This is a genomic window from Nannocystis pusilla (assembly GCF_026626665.1).
In the GTDB taxonomy this organism is placed as follows: Bacteria; Myxococcota_A; Polyangia; order Nannocystales; family Nannocystaceae; genus Nannocystis; species Nannocystis pusilla.
The window spans coordinates 10,115,663-10,135,363 of record NZ_JAPNKE010000002.1; the positions used below are offsets into that span (position 1 = coordinate 10,115,663).

The following is a 19,701-nucleotide window of genomic DNA, read 5'->3' on the forward strand; positions in this document are numbered from 1 at the left end:
GACTGACGATCGAAGCCATGGCGGAGACCATGAGCAAACACAACGAGCTGCGGGCGCAACACGGCGAGCCCGCGTTCAAGCCGTACTTCCTGCGCTACCTCGCCACCAAGGGCGTCGACGAGTCGGCCTGGGCGCAGGCGTGGAACAGCTGGCACACCCGCATGGACGCCGACAAGAGCGGCCAGCTGTGGGCCCGCTTCAACGCGGCCCAGACCGCGCTGACGATGCAGGCGCACTTCGGCGACGTCGCCGACATGAGCCAGGAGGTCCGCGGCGGCTTGACGCTCGACATGTTCGCGCGCCTGTCGGCCGAGGCGAGCCAGCCCGGCGTCGACTTCGACGGCCTGCTCGCGCGCCACGGCGTCGGCATGGCGGTGTGGAACAGCGGCCGCGACGCGTGGAACCAGGCGATGAGCCAGGACACGATGCACAAGATCACGACGCAGTACGGCCAGCTGTACGCCAAGTACAACCCGGCCCACGTCGCGGCGATGCAGGCCCAGGCGGCGCAGATGATCGCCAACCGCGCGGCGGTGTCGGCCCAGGAGGAGGAGCCCGAGGTCGAGTACACCGTCGAGTCGGCGCTCGCCGAGCTGCAGTCGCCGGTGCCGCGCACCCGCTGGCACGCGGCTCACTTGCTGGCGCAGAAGATCCAGACCGAGCTCGAAGGCGACCGCGCGCGCCAGCGCCAGGCCCTCGCGGCCTGCGTGCCGCAGCTGCTCGAGGCCCTCGACCGCCACGACAAGGAGACCGTGAGCTCGGCCGAGGCCGCGGCGCGCGACCTGGTCGAGCTGGGGCAGACCGGCGACGAGGCGAAGGGGGCGGTGACCCGCTGCCTGCTCCGCGGCCGCGAGCACCTGGCGACGGCGCAGGCCGCGTTCGCGCCGATCCAGAACAAGAACGTGCCGGAGCGGATCTACCTGCAGTCGGAGATCCAGGACTACACCTCGCTGGTCGAGACGCTCGAGGAGATCCTGGCCGACTGGAACGACGCCGGCGCGGACGCCGACGAGGCGAGCGCGCCGTCGGTCGGGGGCGACCGGACGGCGGACGACGAGGGGCTCGCGGCGAAGGCGGCGGGCGCCCGGAGCTGGTGGGACAAGATCATGTCGCTGTTCCGCTGAGCCGCACCGGCCCGACGCGGTAAAATCAGGGCGATGATCGATGTCGTCCTGTCGGGTCCGGGGAAGAACGCGCTGAGCTCGGCGCTGATGCAGTCGCTTCGCGGCCAGCTGGCGCGGGCCGAGGGCCAGCCGGTGCTGGTCCGCGGCGAAGGCGACGCGTTCTCCGCCGGGCTCAATTTCTTCGAGCTGGCCACGCTCGACGCCGCCGGGCTCGACGAATTCCTGGCGGTCCTCGAGGACCTGCTGCACGAGCTCTACAACTACCCGGGGCCGACGGTCGCGCTGGTCAGCGGCCACGCGATCGCCGGCGGCTGCCTGGTGGCGATGTGCTGCGACCACCGCGTGTGCGCGGCCGACCCGCGGCTGAAGATCGGCCTCAACGAGGTGGCGCTCGGCCTGCACTTCCCCGGCACGGCGCTGGCGCTGGCGCGCCGGCGGGTGAACCCGCAGGCGCTCGACGAGGTGATCCTCGGCGCCCGCCTGTACGCGCCCGAGGACGCGCTCCGCGTCGGCCTGGTCGACGAGGTGGCCGCGGCCGCCGAGGCGGTGGCACGCCAGCGCCTCAGCGAGCTCGCCAGCCACCCCGCCGACGCCTACGGCGCGGCCAAGCGGGCGATCCGCGGCGGCGTCCTCGACATGGACCCGGCCCAGCGCCGAGCCGAGCGCGCGGCGCTGCTGCCCCACTGGACCGACCCGGCCCTGCGCGCCCGCATCGGCTCGTTCCTGGCGGCGAAGGCCCAGGCGAAGAAGTCGTGAAGGACAGGTCCGAAGGGGCATGTGCATGAGGACATGGGCCGATGGACATGTCGATTCGGGCATGCCTTGAAGGACATGACGCGACGGGCGCGGCCGCGCTCGAGCGAGGCAGGCGGGCAGGTCACGAGCCGCGAGCGCGCGCCGGGGCGTCGGGGTCGGGCGAGCCTGCAGCGCCTGCGAGGGGCGGGGGCTGGAGCGCAGGGTCGTTCGGACAGGCGCGGGGCGGTGATGCGGCGGGCGGGCCTGTGCGGGCTGCTCCTGCTGGCCTGCGCGCCGGGGCGGGCGCCCGAGGCGGCGCGGCCGGTCGCGGAGGCGCGGGCGGAGCAGGCGGCCCCGCGAGAGGCCGCGGCGAGCGAGGCGGAGCCGCGCGCGGGGCACTTCGTGATCCGCGGGGCCGAGATCGTCGGGGTCGGCGTCGCGGACGTCGAGGTGAAGGACGGGCGGATCGCGGCGATCGGGGCGGTCGCCGCGGGGCCGCCGGAGCTGCCGCGCGCGGGGCGGTGGATCGTGCCGGCCGCGATCGACAGCCACGTCCACCTGAGCTACCTCCCCGGCGGGCGCCGCATGCTCGACGGCGGGGTGGCGGCGGCGGTCGACCTGGCCGCGCCGCTGACGGCGCTGCGCGAGCGCGAGGCGCCGCCCGAGCTGGTGGTGCTGCCGAGCGGGCCGATGATCACCGCGCGCGCCGGCTACCCGACCCGCGACTGGGGCAGCGACGGCTACGGGCTCGAGGTCGACGGCCCGGCGGCGGCGACCGAGGCGGTCGAGACGCTGGCCGCGGCAGGAGCGAGGCTGATCAAGGTGCCGGTGACCGACGGGCCGACGCTGCCGCCGGCGACGCTGAAGGCGATCGTGACGGCCGCGCACGCGCGCGGGCTGAAGGTGGCCGCGCACGCGCTGTTCGACCGCCACGCGCGCACGGCCGCGGAGGCCGGGGTCGACCTGCTGGCGCACGTGCCGGTGGAGCCGCTGCAGGCGCGCACGGTCGAGGCGTGGGCCGGCCGGGCGGCGATCTCGACGCTGTCGGCGTTCGGCGGCGCGGCCGTCGAGAATCTTGAACTTGCGAGCGGCCGGGGTGACGGTGCTGTACGGGACCGACTTCGGGAACACGCAGCTGGCGGGGATCTCCGGCGAGGAGATCGATCTGCTCGCGGCGGCAGGTCTCGATGGTCAGGCGATCGTGACTGCGATGACGTCGGGGCCGGCGCAGTACTGGGGGCTCGATTCGCAGGGGCCCGGGGTGCTGGTGGTGGGCGGGGTCGCGAGTTTTTTGATCGTGACCGCCGACCCGCGCGTGACGCCGTCGACGCTGGCGGAGCCGGAGGCGGTGTTCATCGCCGGGACGCGGCGCTGAGGCTCACCGCTCGCTGCGCTCGCGGCGTCGTCGCGGGCGCGCGGCCTGGAAGACGCGGAGGCGCCCGGGTGAGGCCGTGGTGGCGCGTGCGGACGGCATTCGTAGGAAATGTCCCTTGGGACATATCGTGATTCGCCGGTGATCCGGTCTTCACCCGTGCTCGGTGGCGAGATGTTCCTTGGGACATATCGTGATTCGCCGGCGCGCCGGCCTGACCCGCGCTCGGAGGCGAGATGTTCCTTGGGACATGTCATGCTGCGCGGGTGCGCCGGCCTCACCCTTGCTCGGTGGCGAGATGTCCCTCGGAACATGGGACGGCCCGTCACGCCGGGCTGCCGAGGCGGAACAGGTCGGCGGCGCCGAGGCGGAGGGCGCCGGGCGTGGGATCGAAGGCGGCGGTGATGCCCGCGCGGGCGACGACGGCGGCGTCGATCGGTCGCGCCGCGGCGGGCAGGATCGGCGCCAGGGGGCGGAGGATCCGCAGGGCCCAGCGCTCGCCGGTGCGGTGCTCCTGGCGGTCGCCGTCGAGCGGGCCGGGCTGCAGGAAGCGGGCGCGCGGGAAGCCCAGGGCCGCGGTGTCGCGCTCGAGCTCGCCCTTCATGCGCGAGTAGAAGATCGCGGACTTCGCCGCCGCGCCGGTGCTCGACACGAGCACGCAGACCTCGGTGCCGTGGTGGCGGGCCGCGCGGGCGACCTCGTACTGGTAGGTGTAATCGACCCTGTACTGCGCCTCGCGCGAGCCGGCGGCCTTGAGCGTGGTGCCGAGGGCGCTAAACAGGTGGTCGCCCTTCGCCAGGACGCGCCAGTCGTCGGGACGGTCGAATTCGACGAGGTGCTCGGTGAGCTTGTCGTGCCGCGCGCCGGCGGAGCGGCGAGCCAGGACCGTGACCGCGGCGTAGCGCGGATCGGCGAGGAGCTGGCGGAGGAGCTCGCGGCCGACGAGACCGGTAGCGCCGACGAGGAGGGCCGTTCGAGGCGGTGCGTGCATGCTGTCGCCTGTGTAGCTCGATTCGCGGCGCGAGGCTCGAGTTTCGCGGCGGGCCTCGTCCTGCGGTCGGGGTCGGACGACGACGGTGCGCGAGACGGTCGCGCGAGCGCGGCCGTCAGGGGCGTGGGTCGCGGACGATGTGGCCGGGGACGGTGCGAAAGCGGCTCAGCTCGAGCTCGCCGCCCAGGGCCGTGACGGCGGCGGCGAGCTCCTCGCCGCGTCCGCCGGCATGCCGGACGAGACCTCCGCGGGTACGGCTTCGATGGCGGCGCGCGCCCCTTGCACGCCGAGCGGGGTGCGGGTGGCGAGCAGCTTGATGAGGCGCATGCGCTCGGGACCTGCGCGGGTGAGCTGCACCGCGCATTGCTCGACCGGCGGGGTCGTGCGCGCCTTGAGCGTCTCGGCCAGGCCATGCCGCAGCCAGGCGCCGTCAGAGTCGGCGGGCAGGGTCAGCGCCGCGGCGCGCAGGGCCTCGTCGTCGTCGGATCGATCGGACAGGAGAGCGTGCAACAGGCCGGCGGACAGGCGGTGCGGCAGGAGCAGCGCCAGCAGCTCGCCGAGCGGCAGGCGGATCAGCGCCGGCAAGACGTCGTCGAAGCGGGTCCAGCGGTTCTTGCGGACCTCGGCGACGAGCCCGTCGTCCCACGCGTCGCCGCTGCCGAAGCGCAGGGCGACGGCGCGGACCTCGTCCGCCGACTCGATCATGAGGTCCTGCACTTCACCCTCGTCGTCGACGAGCCGCAGGTAGTCGAAGCGCGTGAGGCCGACGCTGCCGGCGTGGGCGAGCAGCATCGTCAAAACGTCGGCGCGCTCGTCGTCGGCGAGGCGCTCGCCGACGCGGTCACGCACGAAGTCGAGGGCGCAGCGCAGGCGCGGCGGCAGATTCGGACGCAAGGCCAGGAACGGCCGCCGATCGCGGCGGTACAGCGCGAACACGAGGTCGTCGACGTGCTGGTTCCAGCCGGAGGGGAGGCCGTGATCGCGGTCGTCGGGGAGGCGGGCGAGCAGCTCGGCGGCGATCTGCGGCAGATCGGGCGACGATGCCGGATCGATCGTGGCGGTCTCGGCGAGCACGTCGAGCAGCGGCTCGTGATCCTCGATGCGGGTCAGGCGGTGGCGCGCGACGTGCCACATCACCTGGTGCCAGTCGGCCACGCGGTTGCACACCTTCAGGGCGCGATGGATCCGCAAAGGCTCCGTGCGCGCGGCCTTCAGCTCGCGCAGCACCTGGCGCAGCTCGTCGTCGGTCAGGCCAGGGCAGCTCACGAAGGCAGGGTCCGTCATGTCGCCCTCAAGGCGTGCCCCGTGGCGGCGCGAGCGTCAAGGGGTCGGCGAGGTCGGGCCCTTCCCGATCCGGAAGGGACATGCTCTTTGGTTCATGTCCCGAAGTTTACGACATGCCCGATCGGGCAGGTCCCGCCGGGCGCTAGCGCAGCAGCTGGTAGAGCACGACGCCGAGGACCAGCAGGAGGCCGGTGACGATGGTGACGACGTCGAAGTACTTGTCGATGAGCTGCTTGGCGCGCGGGCCGGCCAGCTTGATGACGGCGGCGACGAGGAGGAAGCGGCCGCCGCGGCCGAGGATGCTGGCGAGGATGAAGCCGACGATGTTGATCTGGGCGACGCCGGCGGCCACGGTGAAGACCTTGTAGGGGATCGGCGTGAACGCGGCGATGAAGACGGCCAGCTCGCCGTGCTTCTGGTACTCGCCGGTGACGAGCTCGAAGGTCTCGCGCGAGAACACCGGGCCGATGATGTACGGCTCGAAGGTCGACCACAGGGCGTAGCCGATCAGGTAGCCGAACAGGCCGCCGAGCACCGAGCCGAGGGTGCACCACAGGGCGAAGCGGAACGCCCGCGTGGGTGCCGACAGCGCCAGCGCGATCAGCAGGACGTCCGGCGGGATCGGGAACACGCTCGACTCGACGAACGCGATCGCCACCAGCGCCGGGACGCCGTACGGGGTTTCGGCCCAGCTCAGCACCCAGTGGTAGATCCGCCGGAGCGGGTTGCGCGAGGCGGCGGGCGCGGGCACGGACACGGGGTCGTTCACCGGCGTGACGGTACCACGCGTGAGCCTCCTGCGGCGCGCGTAAACGCGTGGCGTGACTCACCTGCGCGCGGACGCGAGGAGAACCTGGCGCAAGAGACAGCCGACGACCGGGCTGCGAGGCCGCGCATCTGCGGCGAATCAGCGTGCCGCGGGCGTGGCTCGGGCTGCGCGTGCGGGCCGATCACGCGCCCGTCGGGCCGCGATCCTGGCGGTCGAGCGCGAGCGCCTCGTCGTACTCTTGCGGGGTGTTGCAGGTGCGGAGGACGCGGCGGTCGGGCAGCTCGGCGGCGTCGAGCCAGCGCGCGCCGAGGCGGTCGAACATGAAGAGCGGCCGGCTGCCGCTCTTGGCCAGCACCTCGGCCGCCGCGGCGTGAGCGGCGGTGACGCGCACGGCGCTGGCCAGCGGGTGCGGGAAGTGGCGGTCGGCCGGGTCGCCCGAGGCCGGGGCGTCGAACGGCAAGATGCCCCCGAGGCCAGGTTCGTCGACGAGCCGGCGGACCAGCAGGCGCACGTAGTCGGCGCTGAGGAACGGGCTGTCGCACGCGCCGAGGTAGGCGAACTCGGCGCGGTGGGCGAGGAGCACGCCGAGGCCGGCGAACAGGCCGACGAGCGGGCCGCCGTGGTCGAACTCGGGCGGGTCGTAGGCCAGCACGACCTCGGGCGGCAGCGGCGGCAACGGCTGCCCGGTCTGGGCGACGACGACGATCGGCCGGTCGCACACCTCGCGCAGGACGTCGACGACGTGGAGCAGCAACGGCTGCCCGCGCCACGGCAACAGGGCCTTGGGCGCGCCCATGCGAGAAGAACGGCCGCCCGCGAGGACGATGGCGCCGCAGGACTGGATGGAGGCGTCGGACATGGCGGCCGAGGGCGAGCGTGACAAAGGCAGCCTGCGTTGGCAAGAGAGCGGCGCTGGCGGCGGCGCTCGCGGAGCGACTCCAGGATGCAGACCCGCCCGGCCATGTGTTCGCGGCGCGAGTCGGACACGCGTGGCGTCGACGACGCGGCTCGCTCGGCGCCGCAGACCGGTCGCGCACGCGTGCGCGGCACGAGGCGGACGCGCGTGGCGTCGACGACGCGGCTCGCTCGGCGCGGCAGACCGGTCGCGCACGCGTGCACGAGGCGGACGCGCGTGGCGTCGACGACGCGGCTCGCTCAGCGCCGCAGACCGCTGCGCGGATCGAGGGTCGTGACGTAGAGCGGCGCGCGGACGGTGGGGTCGTCGGCGTCGGCGACGAGGTGGACGCGGACGACGTCGCCGTCGGGCTCGGCCCACACGCCCTCGAACTTGAGGCGGCCCGGCAGCGCCTGGCGCCAGACGACCTGGTGCGGCGGGTCGAGCCGGAGCAGCGCCGAGCCGAGGCAGGCGCCGTCGGCGTAGGTGTCGCGCGTGTCCTCGGCGGCGGCGGTGAGCAAGAGGCCGCCGTCGGGCAGCGCGGCGGCGTCGGTGACGCTGTAGGGCACGCCCGCGAGGTCGCCTGCGTCGATGAACGCGAGGTCGCGGATCAGGTCGGCGGTCCACGCCGCGCGGGCGGCCACCGCCGCGGCGACGCCGGCGCGGTCGAGGCGGATCAGCGCGTTGCGGTTGCCGGCCCCGTTGCCGCGCTGCAGCAGCACGAGGTGGTCGCCCCACACCGCCGCGCCCTCGAGGTTGAGCTCCGGCACGAGGCCGGCGAGCGCGGCGTGCAGCGGGGCGAGCGAGAATTCTTCGCATGTCGCGGAGGACATGTCCTCGGAGACATGGATGATCACGCCGGCATGGCGGTTCGGCCGCGAGCCCGAGCCGAGCGCGAGCAGGGCGCCGCCGTCCCACGGGCACAGCGCCTCGAAGTCGGGCTTGGCCCGCTTGCGCGCGGCCGGCTCGCGCGGGAGCTCGCCCGCCCGCAGCGGCCAGCGGCGCGGCGGGCCGACCTCCGGGTAGGCGTGCAGCTCGAGCTCGTCGTCGGCGACGACGAACGACCAGCCGCCGCGGCGCACCAGGCCGCTCGCGGCCGACAGCTCGAGGTCGCGCAGGTGCTGCAAATGGAGTGTTTCAAGAGACATGTTCATGAGGACATGCTGCAAAGGTCAGGCGTCGAAGCCGGCCTCCCGCAGCTCGGCGCGAGCTTCGGGGTCGGCGAGGACTTGTAAAAAGAGCTGGACGGCGGGGCGGGAGCGGCGGGGGCGGGGGATGACGAAGTCGTAGTGCTCGAGGCGGATCGGGCAGAAGCGCAGGCCGGCGTCGCGGGCGACCGTGGAGATCGCCACGCCCCAGTCGGCGCGGCCGGAGGCGACACAGGCCGCCACGCCGCTGTGCGAGCGGGCCTCGTGCGAGTAGCCGGACGGCCGCGGCCCCGGGCCGAGCAGCGCGTCGAGCAAGATCCGCGTGCCGCTGCCGCGGTTGCGGTTGACCAGGAACACCGCCGGGTCGCGCACGCACGCGGGCAGGGCGAACGGCTCCGGACAGGCCGCGAAGCGCGGGTCGTCGGGTCGGCTGACCAGGCCCTGCATGCGGCCGTAGCCGGGCACGAGGTCGCAGTCGTCCGGCACGAAGGCGCGGTTGTACGCGTCGGTCTCGGGGTCGAGCAGGTGGATCGGGGCGACGTCGCACAGGCCGCGGGCGGCCGCCGCGAGGCCGCCCTGGCTGCCCTGGGCCAGCAGCCGCACCGCGAGGCCGCGGGCGTGCAGGCGGTCGACGAGGCGCTCGAGGCCGGTGCAGTGGCTGCCGACGATCACGAGGTCGGGCGCGGCCGCGTCGCGGTCGATCGGGTGGACCTCGACCCGAGCGCCGGCGAGCAGGCGCTCGGTCTGGCGCGGCACCGCGATGAAGCCGTCGGCCCGGCAGAACGCGGTGACCGAGCCCGAGCCCTTGCCGATCGGCAGCGCCAGCGGGAGGCTGGTCCTGGGGGCATGTTCGGAAGGACCTGTCGCGGGGGGCATGTCCTCGGGAGCATGTCCCTCGGGCCCGGCGAGCAGCTGGACCAGGGCGTACTCGCGGCGGCCGCGCTCGCTGGCGAGGTCGTGCGGCAGGCTGGCGGTCAGGGCCGGGACTGCGGCCGCGCGCAGGCCGGCGAGGGCGCGCAGCAGCGGGGCGACGAACTCGTGGAAGGTGAACAGCGCCGAGGTGGGGAAGCCGGGCAGGACGGCCAGCGGGACCCGCCGCTCGCGGACCGCGGTGACGGCGAGGCACAGCGGCTTGCCGGGCTTGAGGGCGACGCCGTGGACGCATACCGCAGGGGCGCCGGGCTCGGGCCCGGGCAGGCGGGCGACGGCGGCCGCGCTGAGGTCGCCGGCGCCCTTGCTGGTGCCGCCGCTGAGCAGCACGAGGTCGCACGCGTGCGCGTGCAGGGCTGTCCGCAGGGCCAGGTCGAGGCCGGCGGGGTCGTCGCCGACGATCCCGAGGGCCAACGGCTCGGCGCCGAGCTCGCGGCAGCTGTCGGCGAGGAAGGTCTGGTTGCAGTCGTGGATCTGCCCGGGCAGCAGCGGCGCGCCGGGGGCGACGAGCTCGTCGCCGGTGGAGAGGATGGCGACCCGAGGGCGGCGGACGACGCGGGCGGCGGACCGGCCGACGGCCGCGAGGACGGCGGTCTCGCGCGGGCCGAGGCGGGCGCCCGGGCGCAGGACGACCTCGCCGCGGGTGATGTCGCCGCCGACGACCGCGATCATCGCCCCGGGCACGACGGGGCGGCGCACCAGCAGCTCGCCGCGCGCCTCGTCGGTGTCCTCGACCATGACGACCGCGTCGGCGCCGCGGACGAGGGCGCCGCCGGTGGCGACGGCGACGGCTTCACCTGGCCCGAGGGTCATGTCCGGCGGGACGCCCGGGACGACGACCTCGGGGCGCAGGCGCAGCCGGGCCGGGGCGCGCTCGCTGGCGCCGTAGGTGTCGGCCGCGCGCACGGCGTAGCCGTCGACGTTGCTGCGGTCGAAGCCGGGGACGTCGCGCGGGCTGGCCACGGCCTCGGCCAGCACCCGCCCGCACAGCGCCGCCAGCGGGACGTCCTCGCTGGCCAATGGGACCGGTCGCGCCGCGGCCCACCAGCGGGCGACCGCGACCTCGGGGTCGGCGACCTGAAGGAATTGACGCTGCTCGGTCACGGGGAGAGGCGGCTGAAGAGAGGCGGTGGGGGAGGACTGACGCGGGGCGGGTCAGATGTTCAGAAGGACAGGTGGCGCGGCGGCGGGCTCGGGGTCGGCGCCTGAAGGAACGGGGGCTGCTCGGTCGCGGAGAGCCAAGAGCAAGAGTCGTGGGAGGGCTGACGCGAGGCGAGAGCAGATGTCTTGAGGGACAGGCGGCGCGGCGGCGGGCTCGGGGTCGGCGAGCTGAAGGTCAGGGGTCGAAGAGGTGCACGCGGACGGGCTCGCCGGCGGCGGCGCCCTCGCTGTCGGCGTCGACGAGCACGAAGCCGTCGGCGACGACGGTCGACGACAGGTTGCTGGCGCCGCTGGTGGCGACGGGCTCGACCTCGCCGGCGCCGACGCGGCGCACGCGGACGAAGTCGGTGCGGCCGACCTTGCTGGTCAGCTTGCGGGCCAGGACGAGCTCGACGCTGCGGTGCGGGAAGGCCCACGGGTCGGGCAGGCCGCCGAGAGCGCGCACCAGCGGGCCGACCACCAGCTCGTAGGCGCACAGGCACGAGACCGGGTTGCCGGGCAGCAGGAACGCCGGGCGGCCGTCGTGGGCCCGGCCGAGGGCCGTCGGGCTGGCCGGGCGGACCGCCAGGCCGTGGATGTCGAGGTGGCCGCGCTCGCGGAAGATCTGCGGCATCAGATCCTCGGGGCCCACGCTGGTGGCGCCCGTGATCAGCAGGACGTCGGCCGGGCCGGCCAGCAGCGCGTCGAGGCCGGCGCGCAGGGCCTCGGCGCCGTCGCGGGCGCGCAGCGGGGCCAGCCACTCGCCGCAGTCGCGCGCGGCCAGGCCGGCGAGCACGAGCGAGTTGCTGTCGACGATCTGGTGCGGGCCGGGGGCGCGCCCGGCGGGACGAGCTCGTCGCCGGTGACGAGCAGGCCGAGGCGCGGGCGGCGGACCACCGCGACCTCGGCGAGGCCGAGCGAGGCGAGGGCGCCGACGTCCTGCGGCCGCAGGCGGCGCCCGGCGGCGAGCACACATGTCCCGCGGGACATGTCCTCGCCGACCTGTCCGATGTGACGCAGCGGCGGGACCGAGCCGAGCAGCTCGACCAGGACCCGCCCGCCGCGCACGACCTCGCGCGCGAGCTCGGCCTGCAGCACGGCGTCGGCCCCGGCCGGCAGGGGCGCGCCGGTGGCGATCCGCACGGCCTCGCCGGGGCCCAGCGCGGCCGGGTAGGGGCGCCCCGGCAAGCTGTCCCCGCGGACAGGCAGGACCAGCGGCGCGTCGACGGTGGCGCCGAAGCTGTCCTCGCCGCGCAGGGCGTAGCCGTCGACCGCGGCGCGCACGTAGCCGGGGACGTCGATCGGCGCGAGGACGTCGCCCGCGAGGACGCGGCCGAACGCGGCCGCCAGCGGGACGACCTCGGCCGCCAGGCGGACCGCGCGCCCGCGCAGCAGGGCCAGCGCGTCGGCGAGGTCGGCGCGGGCCTGGAAGCCGCGCATGCGCGGGTCGTCGCCGGGTCGGGAGGTGTGACGCGAGGGGCCGGTGGCGGAGGGATGGGACATGGCCGATGGGACATGTCCCGTGGTTTCGCGGGCGTCGGTGACGGCTTCGCCCGCGAATGACATGTCCTCGGGGACATGTCCCAACGTTTCACTGCCGGCGGCGCCGGCTTCGCCCGCGAACGGCATGTCCTCGGGGACATGTCGGCCGAGGCCGCGCTGCGAGGCACCGGCGTCCCGGTCGGCCGCGTCGCCCGGACCGCCGGGCTTGGGCCCGCCGCTCATGACCTCCGGGCCGGGCGCGTCGGCGGCAGGCGGTCGAGGATCGACACGACCGGCAGGAGGGCGACCTGGCCGAGGCCGCAGATGCTGGTCTGGGCGAGGGTGCGGTCGAGCTGGCGCAGCAGCTCGGGGGTGCCCTCGTCGGCCTCGCCGGCGAGCCAGCGGTCGAGCAGGACGACGGCTTTCTCGGTGCCGACCCGGCACGGCACGCACTTGCCGCACGACTCGTTGCGGAAGAAGCGGGTGACGTTGGCCCCGAGCTCGAGCATGTCGCGGCCCTCGGCGACCACGATCACCGCGCCCGAGCCGAGCGACGAGCCGGCGCGCCGCAGGTGATCGAAGTCCAGCGGGGTGCCCAGGGCGTCGGCGCCGAGGAACGCGGTCGAGGCGCCGCCGGGCATCACGGCCTGCACCGCAGCGCCGCCCGGTACGCCGCCGGCGAGGGCGATCAGCTCGGCGATCGTGGTGCCGCTGGCGAGCTCGTGGACGCCGGGATGGACCACGTCGCCGCTGATCGACACGAACTTGAGGCCGGCGCAGCCGCGCAGGCCCTGGGCCTTCCACCACGCGGCGCCGCGGGCGGCGATCGCGGTGGCCATGGTGAGGGTCTCGACGTTGTTGATGAGGGTGGGCTGGCCGAACAGGCCGGCGATCCCGGGGTACGGCGGCTTGTTGCGCGGCTCGCCGCGCCGATCTTCCAGCCCCTCGAGCAGCGCGGTCTCCTCGCCCATGATGTAGCCGCCAGGGGAGACGAAGATCTCGAGCGCGACGCCGAGTTCGCCGGCGATCCGCGCCGCGATCTCCTGCTCGCGCGCGAGGACGCGGCGCTCGAGCTCGTACTCGTGGCGCAGGTAGACGATCGCCCGCCGGGCGCCGACGACCAGCGCGCCGAGCAGGAGGCCCTCCCACACGAGGTGCGGCAGGCTGGCCAGCAGCTCGCGGTCCTTGAAGGTGCCGGGCTCGCTCTCGTCGGCGTTGCAGACGACGAACTTCTCGTCGCCGACGGCGTCGCGGACGGTGCGCCACTTCAAGGCGGTCGGGAAGCCGGCGCCGCCCATGCCGCGCAGGCCGGCCTCCTTGAGCTCGCCGAGCAACGCCTCGGCGGCCGCGGCACCGCCGGCCGCGAGGGCGCGCACGGTGGCGTAGCGCTCGCCCGGGCGCGCGTACGGATCGACGCGATACGACTTGGCGGAGACCTCGAGGTGCTCGGGGGCGTGCTCGGCGTGCAGGGCAGCGAGGGCGGCCGCGGCGCCGGTGTGCGGGTCGTGACCGACGAGCACCGCCGGGGCGCGGTCGCAGCGGCCGAGGCACGAGACCTCGCAGACCTCGACGCGCTCGCCGGTGGCGGCCTCGTGCGCGGCGGCCCCGGCCTGCAGCGCGGCGAGGCAGTCGGCGCCGCCCCGCATGGCGCAGGCGAGGTCGCGGCAGACGTCGAGGCGATGCGCGGCGGGCGGCGTGCGCCGGTAGTGCGGGTAGAACGAGGCGACGCCCTCGATGCGGTGCAGCGGGACGCCGAGGTCGCGGGCCGCGAGGACGAGGTCGTCCTGGCGCAGCCAGCCGTGCTCCGCCTGCAAGGCGTTGAGGCGCTGAATGATGCTGGGCGGTCGGTACCGCATCGTCGCCGACAGGGTAGCGCAACTCGCCCCGCGCGGCCCCGGCGGCCGGCTTTTTGTGCCGCGGGCGCCGGGTGCACGGGATGATGCAGGTGCCCAGCGGACAGCGAGCTCTTCCCGGTGTACGGCGACCCGGGCGAGTCGTACGGCCGACGAGTCGAGGCGACGAACGCGGTGGAGCGCCGCGAGGGTCACGTCGCGCGAGCGGCTCGGGTCCGCCGTCGCCGGCGTCCGCGAGACACTGAACAATGCGACCGCGAAGGTCAGCCGTGTCGATGCGGTCGACATGCCGGGATTGACGAGACCCGACGATTCGCTGCAGCGACGGAACGCTGTGATTGTGCAGAACCGCGCAGCCGCGGCGCGGCTGCGCGCACCGGTGCATCTGCAACGCCGGACGACGACGCAGCCGCGCTCGCGTGATCTCCGCCAGGCGATGCGCCTCTGATAAAGTCCTCGCATCGCTGCCCTGGTGGGGTTCGCAGTCTAGGAGTCGAAAGTGTCGAGTGTGATCGTCCCGAAGTCCCGAGATGAAGTGTTGAAGAGCTTCTCGCCGCTGCTGCAGAAGCACCTGCAGCAGGCCGCACAACCGGCCACCAAGGCCGAGGCGGCCGAGCGGGCCAAGCTGCGCGAGGCGGTCGAACGCGCCGCGCAGTACACCAGCGAGACCATCATCAAGGGGCTCGCGGAGCTGCAGGTCAGCTTCGGCGCCGCGGTCGAGGCGCTGGCCGATCGACTGGCGTCGGAGGCGATCCGGCTCGACGAGCTGCGCAAGGCGATCGCGGCCGAGGCGGCGCGGGTCGAAGACCTGAAGCACGTGCGGATCGCCGCGGAGGCGCTCGAGATCCTGCATCAGGACGACGCCAAGCGGCTGCAGGCGCTCGAGGACAAGTTCACCGCCGAGGTCCGCGAGCTCGAGGAGAAGATCGCCCGCCAGCAGGAGACGTGGGCCAAGGAGGACGCGGAGAAGGCGAGCGCGCAGGCCGAGACGGACGCGGCCCGGGCCAAGGAGCGCAAGGCGGACGAGGAGAAGTACGCCTACGAGATCGAGCGCCAGCGCCGGCTGGTGGCCGACGAGTTCGCGGAGAAGCGGCGCCTGCTCGAGCGGCAGCTGGCGGAGACGCAGGCGCAGCGCGACAAGAACTGGGACGGGCGCGAGAAGCTGCTGGCGGCCGCGACGGCCGAGATCGAGGCGCTGCGCACCAAGACGGCGGCCTACGCCAAGGAGATCGAGGACGCCGGCAAGTCGGCGCGCGAGAAGGTGATCGTCAAGATCAGCGCCGACGCCAAGGTCGACGCCGAGCTGGCGTCGCGCGACAGCGCGGCCAACCTCGAGGTCGGCGAGCTGAAGATCAAGGCGCTCGAGGACCGCATCGAGAAGCAGCGGGCCCAGATCGCCGAGCTCAACGCGCAACTGACCGCGGCACTGGCCCAGACCCAGGGCCTGGCGCAGAAGGCCATCGAGGGCACCTCGGCCCGGAAGTGAGGCGCGCGATGAAGACGTTCACCAGCAAGAGCACGAAGCAAGAGATCCTCGAGGCCTACGGCGAGCTGGCCCAGGAGCTGAAGAACCTGAAGGACAAGGGCCCCGCGGCCGCGCCGGCCCGCGCCGCGGCGGCCGAGGCCGCTCCGGCCGCCCCGTCCGCCCCCGCCGCCCAGGAGAACTCCCCCGTGAACTTCGACGACCTGACCCGCGACCTCGACAGCATCCGCACCCGCTTCGGCGACGCCTCGTCGACGCTGCAGCAACAGCTCCTCCGCGAGTCCGGCCGCCTCGAGAACCTGCGCTCCGAGATCGCCGGCTACACGGAGCACCTGAAGACGCTGCACGCGATCGAGGTCGGCGACGACACGACGCGCGAGCTGGTCCGCCGCTACCTCGACACCCAGCGCAGCGCCGACGAGGCGTTCGCGGCCCGCAAGCGCAAGGTCGAGGAGGAGCTCGAGGGGCGCAAGGCCGGCTGGCGCAAGCAGCAGGAGGAGCGCGCCCGCTCGGTCACCGAGACCGACGCGGCCGGCAAGCTGGCGCGCACCCGCGAGGCCGACGAGTACGGCTACGCGACCACGCGCGCGCACTGCCGACGCCGACGCGCTGGCGCAGGAGAAGAAGCGCCTGCAGGCCGAGCTCGACGGGCTGCAGGAGGTGAAGACGATCCAGTGGAACGAGCGCGAGCAGGCGATCGCTACCCGCGAGCAGGAGTACGCCGACCTCAAGGCGAAGTCGGTGGCCTACCCGAAGGAGCTCGAGGCGGCCACCAACAAGGCCGAGGCCGAGGGTATGGCCATCGCGCGCCGGCAGTCGAAGATCGCGTCCGACCTGGCCCTCAAGGACTTCGAGGGCAAGAAGAAGGTCCAGGAGCTCAAGATCGGCGAGCTCGAGGCCGCCAGCAAGAAGCAGGACGAGCAGATCCTCGAGCTGTCGAAGCAGCTCGCCACGGCGCTCAAGCAGGCCCAGGACCTGGCCATCAAGGCGATCGACGGCGCGTCCAACTCGACGTCGTTCGCGGCGGTCAAGGAGATCGCGCTCGAGCAGGCCAAGACGTCGCAGAAGTTCAAATAGGCCCTGCGGCTGCATCGGAGCGGCGGCGTCCTCGCGGGCGCCGCCGCTGTCGCGAGCGCGATCTCCGCGAAGGCGCGAATACGCAGGCGTGAGGCCAATCCTCGGCGCCTAGACCTTGCTTCTTGCAGGAATAAATAAATCCAGGATTTGCTTGATTCGATCTTACCGTATAAGTTCGCGGCGACATGCCGCGCCGAAGCGACCCTCCTGGCAGCCGAGCACGGACGATTTCGCGCAGGTCTTCGCCGAGCAGAACCCGTGGCGGACCTCCGGCGAGGTGCCCAGGTTGTTCGCGCCGCTTCAGCAGCGCCCGCTGGCGAAGTGGTTGTTTCGGGCCATGTTGCGACCGACGCCGCGGCGGTATTACTTGATCGTCGGGCCGCGGCGCGTCGGCAAGTCCACGTGCATGTACCAGACGGTCGAACACCTGCTGGCTGCGGGGGGTGGCACCGCGGCGACTATGGTGGTTGCGGCTCGATCATCCGCTGCTGATGGAGTGGTCGCTGGACCGGCTGATGCGCTTCATCGTGCAGTCGAGCGCGGCCACGGCGGACGAGCCCGTCTACGTGTTCCTCGACGAGATCACGTACGCCCGCATTGGGATCGCTGGCTCAAGACGTTCTACGACGACGGCTGGCCGGTGCAGATCGCGGCCTCGTCGAGCGCGACGGCGATGCTGCGCAACCAGAGCCACGAGAGCGGCGTGGGCCGCTGGGACCAGCTGTACCTCCCGCCCTACTCGTTCCCCGAGTACCTCGACTTGCTCGGCAACGGCCTCGACATACCGGCCGAGGCGACCTTGAACGAGTCGCTGCGCGCCGTGGCGTCGGATCCGCCCGTGCGCCCGGATCTGCAGCCGGCCTTGCGCCGATTCTTGCTCACGGGCGGCTTCCCCGAGCTGCTCCTCGCCGGCGGTGAGCTCGGCGCCGGCGAGGAGAGCGACTTCTTCTTGCAGGCGCAGGGGCGGCTCCGCGACGGCGCGGTCATCCGCGCCATCTACCAGGACATCCCGCAAGCGTTCGGCATCGACAATCCGATGCTGCTCGAGCGGCTCCTGTACTCGCTGGGAGGACAGATCACGGGTGTGCTCTCGCCGTCGAAGATCGCCGGGGCGCTCGGCATGTCGGCGCCGACCTTCGACAAGTACCTGTCCTACCTCGAGCAGGCGTTTCTGGTGTTCACCACCACCAACTACGGGCGGGTCGAGCTCAACGTGCAGAAGCGCGGGCGGAAGCTCTACTTCGTCGACGGCGCCGTGCGCAACGCGGCGCTCCAGCGCGACCCGCAGCCGCTGGCGAACCCGGAGGAGTACGGGCTCTTGCTGGAGAACGTGGTCGCCAGTCATCTGCATGCGCTGGCCCAGCTGCGCCAGGTCCGGCTCCACCACTGGCGCGAGGATAACCTCGCCGAGGTCGACATGATCCTCGAGGAGCCCTCGGCGCCGCTTGCGATCGAGGTCGGACGAGGCGCCGGCCACCATCGCCGCGGTCTGACGGCGCTCGCCGAGCGGCACGGCGTGTTCGAGCGTGACCGTTACTTCGTGGCTCCGGTGATCGCCTCCACCCCGGCCGGCGCGACCGGGGACGGGATCGGGAGCGTCCCGCTCGACCTCTTCTTGTTGGTCGTCGGCGCGCAGGCGCAGTCGGCCCTGCGCGTTCGCCTCGGCGTGTCGCGCTGAGCGGCCCGCCGCGAACGACGAAGGCCAGGCGCCCGCCGGGCGCCTGGCCTTACGCACATGTCCTGAAGGTCAGCGGACGCGGATGGCGTCGGCGATCACGACGAAGCCCTCGGCCGCCCAGCGCGACACGACGACCTTGTTCCAGCCGGCCTTGAAGTTGAAGGTGCCGAGCTGGACCCACTTGCCGCCGTTGGTCTGCTGGTTGGCGTTGACGGTGCCGACCTTGACGCCGGCGCTGTCGAACATCACGAACGGGGCCGCGGACGAGCGGTTGGTGCCCGAGGTCCACCAGGCGTCGATCGTCTTGGTGCCGGCGGCCGACAGGTAGAACGAGAACTCGGCGCCGTCGGACACCGGCGCGGTGTTGGCGAACCAGTAGCCGCTGCCGTAGTAGCCCGGGGTCGAGGCCGTCGAGGTCCAGTTGCCCGACACGGTGATCTTGGCCTTGGCCGGGTCGTTGTTCGACGCGTTGCTGTCGACGATGATCGTGCCCGTGGGCGCGGGCTCGCTCGGCAGCTGGACGCCGCAGTACTCGTTGACCTTGTTGAGGTAGGTCGTCCACGGCCAGTTGGCGCCCGGGTCGGTGCGGTTGTACGGCTGCAGCTGCGCGTGCGCGACGATGTGGTACTTGTCGCGGACGACCCCGTGACCCTTCGTGATGTCACAGGTCAGCTTGGCCGACTGGTTGATCAGGTTCGAGTTCCAGGTCTTCTGGCTGGCGAAGCCGGCGTGCTCGATGCCGACGGTGAAGTTGTTGCAGTTGTAGCCCTCGAGCCCGCACTCTTTCTTGGCGTTGAGGTCGCAGTCGTAGGTCGCGCCGATGTGCCAGGCCTTGTTCGACTCCTTGACGAGCTGGGAGATCTCCGAGCCGTCCTCCTTGACCACGTAGTGGGCGCTGACGCCCGCCTGCGAGTTGACCAGCCAGCCCCAGCAGCCGGAGTAGTTGCCCTCGCAGGTGTGGATGATGACCATCTTCACCTTGCCGGTCTCGCCCGAGGGGCGGGCGCTGTAGTTCGGCGAGGCGCGCCAGATCGAGCCGGCGTAGTCGGGCCCGGGCGCGAGGGTCGGCTGGCTCGGGGCGGTGAAGTCGGGGACCACGTGGGCCTCGGACTTGAGCTGCGCCACCGGGGCGCCGGCCAGGTCGAGCACGGCGATGCCGCCCTGGATCGCGCCGTAGACGTCGTGGTGGATGTAGCTGACGAGCGCGTCCTCGACGGCGATGTCGCTCATCGAGGCGATCGCCGGGGCCCACGCGCCGAGGTCGTCGCGGTCGAACTCGAGGTCGTCGGCGTAGCTGCGCAGCACCGCCGCGGCCGCGCGGATGTTGCTGCGCCGGTCGTTCTTGACGTCTTCGAGGCTGGCGTCGATGAGCCCGGCGCCGAGGCCGAGGTGCTCGCCGCGCAGCGCCATGACGCCGTAGGCCGGCTCCTGGCCCTCGAACTCGGCCTCGCCGGCGATCATCTGCCACTGCGTCTCGGCGTAGCCGACGGCCTGGAGGATCGTCATCGGCACGCCGAACTCCTCGGCCGCGTCGCGGAACTCGTCGTCGAGCCCGCCGAACTGCGCGCCCGGATCGATCTCCGGGAGCTCCTCGTCGGCGGTGGAGTCGTTGTCGTCGGCCGCGCCCAGGTCGGCGTCGCTGTCGGCGGGCTGGTCGTCGCCGGTACAGGCGGGCACGAGGAGGGCGAGGCTGGTCAGGATGCGGAGCGGGCGAATCGTCATGGCGGAACCTTCGAATGC

Annotated in this window: 16 protein-coding genes; 6 read left to right on the top strand and 10 right to left on the bottom strand. The window is 73.2% G+C overall.

Going from position 1 to position 19,701, the window contains the following annotated elements:
- Positions 1–29 precede the first annotated feature (29 nt).
- The 3 genes from OV079_RS44805 to OV079_RS44815 all read left to right on the top strand — a co-directional run bounded on the left by OV079_RS44805 (position 30) and on the right by OV079_RS44815 (position 3,365).
- Positions 30–1,124 (top strand): hypothetical protein, encoded by a 1,095-nt coding sequence (locus OV079_RS44805; protein ID WP_267775985.1) that lies wholly within the window; start codon positions 30–32, stop codon positions 1,122–1,124.
- 33 nt (positions 1,125–1,157) lie between these two features.
- The gene (locus OV079_RS44810) at positions 1,158–1,880 is read left to right on the top strand and encodes an enoyl-CoA hydratase/isomerase family protein (RefSeq protein ID WP_267775986.1); all 723 of its coding nucleotides are present in this window, start codon (positions 1,158–1,160) and stop codon (positions 1,878–1,880) included.
- A gap of 225 nt (positions 1,881–2,105) precedes the next feature.
- A complete protein-coding gene (locus tag OV079_RS44815) occupies positions 2,106–3,365 on the top strand; it encodes an amidohydrolase family protein (protein ID WP_267775987.1) in 1,260 nt (419 codons plus the stop codon).
- 191 nt (positions 3,366–3,556) lie between these two features.
- Here OV079_RS44815 and OV079_RS44820 read toward each other — a convergent pair whose 3' ends face one another.
- From OV079_RS44820 to OV079_RS44860, 9 genes are all read right to left on the bottom strand, one after another.
- Positions 3,557–4,222, bottom strand: a complete 666-nt coding sequence (locus OV079_RS44820) for an NAD-dependent epimerase/dehydratase family protein (protein ID WP_267775989.1) — start codon at positions 4,220–4,222, stop codon at positions 3,557–3,559.
- A gap of 165 nt (positions 4,223–4,387) precedes the next feature.
- Entirely contained in the window at positions 4,388–5,506 is a 1,119-nt protein-coding gene (locus OV079_RS44825) for a hypothetical protein (RefSeq protein ID WP_267775991.1), read from the bottom strand.
- Positions 5,507–5,648: 142 nt separating this feature from the next.
- Positions 5,649–6,275: a YqaA family protein gene (locus tag OV079_RS44830; protein WP_267775993.1), complete on the bottom strand. Its 627-nt coding sequence runs from the start codon at positions 6,273–6,275 to the stop codon at positions 5,649–5,651.
- 181 nt (positions 6,276–6,456) lie between these two features.
- Positions 6,457–7,134: a molybdenum cofactor guanylyltransferase gene (gene mobA / locus OV079_RS44835; RefSeq protein WP_267704658.1), complete on the bottom strand. Its 678-nt coding sequence runs from the start codon at positions 7,132–7,134 to the stop codon at positions 6,457–6,459.
- A gap of 296 nt (positions 7,135–7,430) precedes the next feature.
- The gene (locus OV079_RS44840; protein WP_267775994.1) at positions 7,431–8,318 is read right to left on the bottom strand and encodes a DUF6910 family protein; all 888 of its coding nucleotides are present in this window, start codon (positions 8,316–8,318) and stop codon (positions 7,431–7,433) included.
- A gap of 24 nt (positions 8,319–8,342) precedes the next feature.
- Positions 8,343–10,352: a molybdopterin biosynthesis protein gene (locus tag OV079_RS44845; RefSeq protein WP_267775996.1), complete on the bottom strand. Its 2,010-nt coding sequence runs from the start codon at positions 10,350–10,352 to the stop codon at positions 8,343–8,345.
- 232 nt (positions 10,353–10,584) lie between these two features.
- Complete coding sequence (locus OV079_RS44850; RefSeq protein ID WP_267778793.1) at positions 10,585–11,172, bottom strand: molybdopterin-binding protein; 588 nt, start codon at positions 11,170–11,172, stop codon at positions 10,585–10,587.
- A complete protein-coding gene (locus OV079_RS44855; protein WP_267775997.1) occupies positions 11,058–12,113 on the bottom strand; it encodes a MoeA family protein in 1,056 nt (351 codons plus the stop codon). The genes OV079_RS44850 and OV079_RS44855 overlap by 115 nt, the downstream gene beginning before the upstream one ends.
- Positions 12,110–13,726, bottom strand: coding sequence for an NAD(P)H-dependent oxidoreductase subunit E (locus tag OV079_RS44860; RefSeq protein ID WP_267775998.1), 1,617 nt, complete (start codon positions 13,724–13,726; stop codon positions 12,110–12,112). The genes OV079_RS44855 and OV079_RS44860 overlap by 4 nt, the downstream gene beginning before the upstream one ends.
- Positions 13,727–14,222: 496 nt before the next feature.
- Here OV079_RS44860 and OV079_RS44865 point away from each other — a divergent pair, with 496 nt between their 5' ends.
- From OV079_RS44865 to OV079_RS44875, 3 genes are all read left to right on the top strand, one after another.
- Positions 14,223–15,209, top strand: a complete 987-nt coding sequence (locus OV079_RS44865) for a coiled-coil domain-containing protein (RefSeq protein WP_267775999.1) — start codon at positions 14,223–14,225, stop codon at positions 15,207–15,209.
- A 657-nt stretch (positions 15,210–15,866) separates the two neighbouring features.
- Positions 15,867–16,283 (top strand): translation initiation factor eIF-2B alpha/beta/delta subunit family protein, encoded by a 417-nt coding sequence (locus OV079_RS44870; RefSeq protein ID WP_267776000.1) that lies wholly within the window; start codon positions 15,867–15,869, stop codon positions 16,281–16,283.
- Positions 16,284–16,434: 151 nt separating this feature from the next.
- Positions 16,435–17,961 carry an ATP-binding protein gene (locus OV079_RS44875; RefSeq protein ID WP_267776002.1) on the top strand — a complete coding sequence of 509 codons (1,527 nt, stop codon included), beginning with the start codon at positions 16,435–16,437 and terminating at the stop codon, positions 17,959–17,961.
- 69 nt (positions 17,962–18,030) lie between these two features.
- Here OV079_RS44875 and OV079_RS44880 read toward each other — a convergent pair whose 3' ends face one another.
- Positions 18,031–19,683, bottom strand: coding sequence for a golvesin C-terminal-like domain-containing protein (locus tag OV079_RS44880; protein WP_267776004.1), 1,653 nt, complete (start codon positions 19,681–19,683; stop codon positions 18,031–18,033).
- Positions 19,684–19,701: the final 18 nt, after the last annotated feature.